Below are 5,039 nucleotides of genomic sequence, written 5' to 3' on the forward strand. Positions count from 1 at the left end.
GGGGTTTCTTCTACATAGCTATCAATCACGCTTTCCAAGATCAGGTCATGGTTGATCATTTCACGTAATTCTTGAAAAACGGCAGCATCGACTACAGCCTCAAAGGAATTCAAGCTTGCAGATTGAATTAAGGTTGAAGGTTGAGCAAAGGTTGAAGGTTGAAGGTTATCTTCCGCACTTTCAATGTTCAACTGGCTCACCTTCAACTCTTCCTGACATTTGGTTAAGGCACGAACCAGTTCTTCCATACGGATGGGTTTGCTGATGTAGTCGTCCATGCCTGCCTCCAAGCACATCTCGCGATCGCCTTGCATGGCATTTGCCGTCATGGCAATAATTCGAGGACGCTTATATTTTGGATGTTTTCGGCCTCGGACTTTGTCCGGCAGGCGAGTTTGGGATTTTGGAGTGTTAGGTTGTTTGTTCGTGTCCGAGTTTTCTGGATGCTCATCTCCCTGCCCTAATTCCCCAGTGAAAGCCCATTCTTCACAGATACGACGTGCGGCTGTTAATCCATCCATCTCTGGCATCTGGACATCCATGAACACGAGATCGTAAGATTGACGGTGCAGCGCTTCGAGTACCTCTAGACCATTGCCGACCACATCGGCGCGATACCCTAGACGTTGCAACAAGTGCAAGGCCACTTGCTGATTCACCACATTGTCCTCCGCCAACAGAATCTTGAGAGGCAATCTTTGGCCTAAATTAGGGTCAATCTCAGGAGAGATGGAACAGGTAGGACGGACTTTAATCGGCTGTCCGATCACAACTTGATTCAAAATTTCATAAAGCTGCGACTGTTTAATCGGCTTATGGAGGAACGCCGCAAACTGATTCATCTGGTTTGGGTCGCTGCTTTCTGGCTTGCCGATAGAAGTCAGCATCACGAGGGGCAAGCCTTGGTAACCGGGCTTCTTGCGGATTTCAGTGGCTAGGGTCAGTCCATCCATCCCCGGCATCTGCATATCCAGAATCGCAAGGTCGAAAGACTCTCCCTGATGCAGCCAGTCCAACGCTTGTACACCCGAGTGAGCTGCACGGGTAAGCATCCCCCACGATTGTCCTTGTAGGATTAAAATTTGGCGGTTGGTGGCATTATCATCAACAATCAGCAGTCGCTTCCCTTCTAGCTGGGGTTGGCTGACATCTAGATCGATAGGAGAAGCACTATACACCGCATGAGTCATTACGGTGAAGTAAAAGGTAGACCCTTTGCCCACTTCACTTTCGACCCAGATTCTGCCGCCCATCATTTCGCACAACCGCTGAGAGATGACCAAACCTAGACCCGTGCCTCCATAGTGGCGACTGGTAGAGGAATCAACTTGGCTGAAGGGTTTGAACAGGCGGTCTAAGCGGTCAACAGGAATACCGATCCCCGTATCCTTTACGGCGAATTGAATTTCGTAAAAGGGGTATGGAACAGGAGGAAGGGTAAAGGGTGTTAGCGTAGCGGGACGCAGCCCAGGATGGAAGGGTTTATTAATCGGATGCTCAGAGTTTTGGGGTTGAGCGTTTGATAGTTTTTGATAGGGTTCATCCGAACCAGAACCAATTTCATCAATGCTTCTAAGTTCATCCTTGGCTTGTAAACCCTTGGCTGTCACGGCAACCGTGACTTCTCCAGTAAGAGTAAACTTAACGGCATTACTGAGCAGATTCACCAGAATCTGGCGCAGTCGAGTCACGTCTCCGGCAATGGTTGTGGGAGTTTGCGGGTCAATCAGATAGGCTAACTCCAGTCCCTTTTCGGCGGCTCTTGGTGCCAGCAGATCGAGGGATTCTTCAATGCAACTGCGTAGCTTAAAGGGTTGTTCCTCAAGTTCCAGCTTTCCTGACTCGATTTTGGAGAAGTCGAGAATGTCGTTAATAATCGTCAGGAGAGACTCGCCGCTATTGCGAATGGTTTCAACAAATTGACACTGCTGGGAATTTAGCTCTGTGTCAAGCAGTAGTCCAGTCATGCCAATCACCGCGTTCATGGGGGTGCGGATTTCGTGGCTCATGGTTGCCAGAAATTCACTTTTGGCTCGGTTGGCTCCCTCTGCGGCCTGTTTGGCCTTTTCCAAGGCCAAGTTTTGCTTTGCCAGTTGCTCCCGTTGGCGCTTTTCTTGCTCTAAGAGGCGGGCTTGGGCAAGGGCAATGCCTACCTGATCGGCGACCGCCTCTAGGAGTTCGATCTCATCTGGAGTCCAGTTGCGCCAGGTGTCACACTGATGTACACCAATGACTCCATTGGGTTCTCCCTGATACGAGGTACGAATCGCCAGCATTGATTTCACACCGATTTGCTGGGCTAGAGATCTATTTAATTGCAGCAAGGGGTCGGTGTAGACATTAGGGGAAGCGATCGCACAATCTTGGCTTAAGATGCATTCCGCATGAGGATTGCCCCTAACCGGAACCGTCAATTCCAGCATTGACGCATAGCCCGCTTCTAAATATTCAGCTACAACTGGAATTTGCGGCGTCGGTGTCGCCACGTAGCTGTGAATGATACAGCGGTTGACTCGAAAAGCTTGACCAATTTGCGTAGCTGTGGTATTGAAGATTTGATGTGTATCTAAGCTTTGACGGATTTCTTGGGTAATTTGCTTGAGCAACATGGCTCGATGAACTTGGCGTTGGAGAGCGGCTTTACTCTCGCGCAGTCCTTCTTCTACCCGCTTGCGCTCAGCCAGTTCGGCTTGCACCTGCTGATACAGTTCCGATTGCTGAACGGCGATCGCCACCTGAGTCGCCAGTTGCTGCAACAGCTCAATTTCTAGAGATTGCCACTTCCGAGTTCCATGACAGTGATGGGCAATCAAAAGCCCCCACAGCTTTTCTCCTTGGAGAATCGGCACGGTCAGCGAAGCCGTAACCTGGAGCTGAGCTAAAAATTCAGCGTAGCAGGGTGTTAAACCTGCGTTGTAAACATCCTCAACCACCCCAACACGACCTTGTTGGTAGAGAAGGGTAAACTCTTTGCTAAAGCAGGGGTCATAAATGGTGCTGCCCAAAACGGATGTCCAGCCATTACCAACAGACTCCACAGCCACAAGACCACTCCAGTCCGGATTGAAACGATAAACGATCACGCGATCCGTATGAAGGAACTGTCGCACTTGTGTAGCGGTGGTATTGAGAATCTCCTCCAGGTTGAGAGACTGACGAATCCGTAGTGCGATCGCACTCACCAACCGTTCTCGTTCCGCCTGCTGCTGGAGGGTTAATTCGGCTCGCTTGCGTTCGGTAATGTCGGTACTGGTACCAATTAGACGGTAGATGCGCGAGTGAGTATCCCTCAATGGGGTTAGGCTCGTAATCCACCACGTCTCTGAGCCGTTGAAGGGCAGGCATTCCTCGTAGGAAATAGTCACCCCAGCCTCAATACAATCTCGATAGCGATCGCACACCGATAGTGCTGCTTCTAACGGCAGTACCTGTTCAGGAGTCTTGCCGCAAAGTTCCTCTGAGGTAATGCCTGTCAAATGTTCATGAGCTGGGTTTAAGCCCACATAGCAAAATTCCCCATTCTCCAGAACATCAATTACAAAAATGGACTTCTCCACCCCATCATAGATACTGCGTAAAAACTCTTCGTTCTCTCGCAGTACCTCCTCTGTTCGCTTTCGCTCGGTGATGTCGCGCACGATACAGACGGCTTCATCAGTACCACTTTTGACAATACGTGCCTCGTAGCTTCTGACCCCGTCAGGCTTTTCTAATTCCAGCTCATAGGTTTGGAGCTCCCCTGTTTCGACAGCCATCTGGAGAAGTTCGAGATGATGCTGCTTAACTGCTTCCGGGAGCGGTATATCCTCAACGTTAGACTCGATTGGCATGTGGGACAGAACAATCAATTGCCCGTCTTTCAACTTGAAATCTAAATATGTCCCGTCTACCCGTTGACGGAACATCAGATCGGGAATTGCATTTAAAAGCGCTCGCATCCGCTCTTCACTTTGGTGCAAGGCTTTCTGAGCCGTAACCAGCTCGGTAACATCCGTATGGGTACCCACCATGCGAACAACCCGTCCCTGAGCATCTTTCAGGTGAGTCGCTCGTGAAAGGATGTAAACTGTGGAGCCGTCTTTATGACGGAAGCGTTGCGTAACCATGAAGCGAGACGCTTTGCCACCATTGAAATCCTCCATTAGTTTTATGGCGGCAACGCGGTCTTCATCAAAGATGACTTTTTCCCAGGAAATTAACTCGTTGGGCAGTTCACAGTCTAGGTATCCGAGCATCTCCTTCCAACGTGGAGAGTAGTAAATTTCTCCAGTTAGCAGATTCCAATCCCAGAAACCATCGTTGGAGGCGTAAGTGACTAATTCAAGACGTTCTTTCGCTTTTTTCAGTTCTCCCAAGGTGGCATGAAAGCGCTGTTCAGTGTCTCGCAGTGCCTCTTGAACGTCAGCCTCTGGTGTGAGGTATGAGGGATGAAGTTCGCCGTTTTTTGGGTCAGAGTTATCCTTTAATGGGTGAGGAGAAGGTTTTTCATCCTGTTCAACGGGTTGTGGCTGAAGCGTCTCGTGTTGCGATCGCACATGAGCCTGTCTGAGTTGGGCGGCTTGTTCCTCGACGGTTTGCTGTAATGCATCAATAACGCCCATCAGTTGCAGGGGATCGAGCGATCGCAACAGCTCTTGTTGAGTAAAAACGCCCAACCACTGGTCTGATTCTCCATAAACTAATCCATGTTGGAGCTGCCACTGTTGCATCTGTTGATGAGCACTCCACAAGGAATCGTCTGGACTCAAGCTCAGCAGTGGCGTCTTCATCACCATCTGCGCCTGAGTTTTGGACAAGTCCAGTCCCATTAGGGACAACTGAACCCACTGGACAAGGTCGCGTTCTGTAACAATCCCTACAGGAGTTGAAGGTTGAAGGTTTGAAGGTTGAATGTTGCCAAAATCACCTTCAACGTTCAACTTGCCAACATTCAACCCTTCTTCTGTCAGTACCACATAATTCCCGCGCTCTTGCCTCATGAGGTGTGTGAGGCTTAGGACAGAAGCATTCAAGGGAGCCTGAATGACTGAAGTGGTGAT

1 protein-coding gene is annotated in these 5,039 nt (G+C 49.7%); it reads right to left on the reverse strand.

Going from position 1 to position 5,039, the window contains the following annotated elements; genetic code table 11:
• A partial coding sequence (locus V6C93_RS07665; RefSeq protein WP_333476063.1) for a response regulator occupies window positions 1–4,979 on the reverse strand: 4,979 nt, incomplete at its 3' end.
• Window positions 4,980–5,039 lie beyond the last annotated feature (60 nt).

This window comes from Allocoleopsis sp., from assembly GCF_036703385.1.
Classification (GTDB): domain Bacteria; phylum Cyanobacteriota; class Cyanobacteriia; order Cyanobacteriales; family Coleofasciculaceae; genus Allocoleopsis.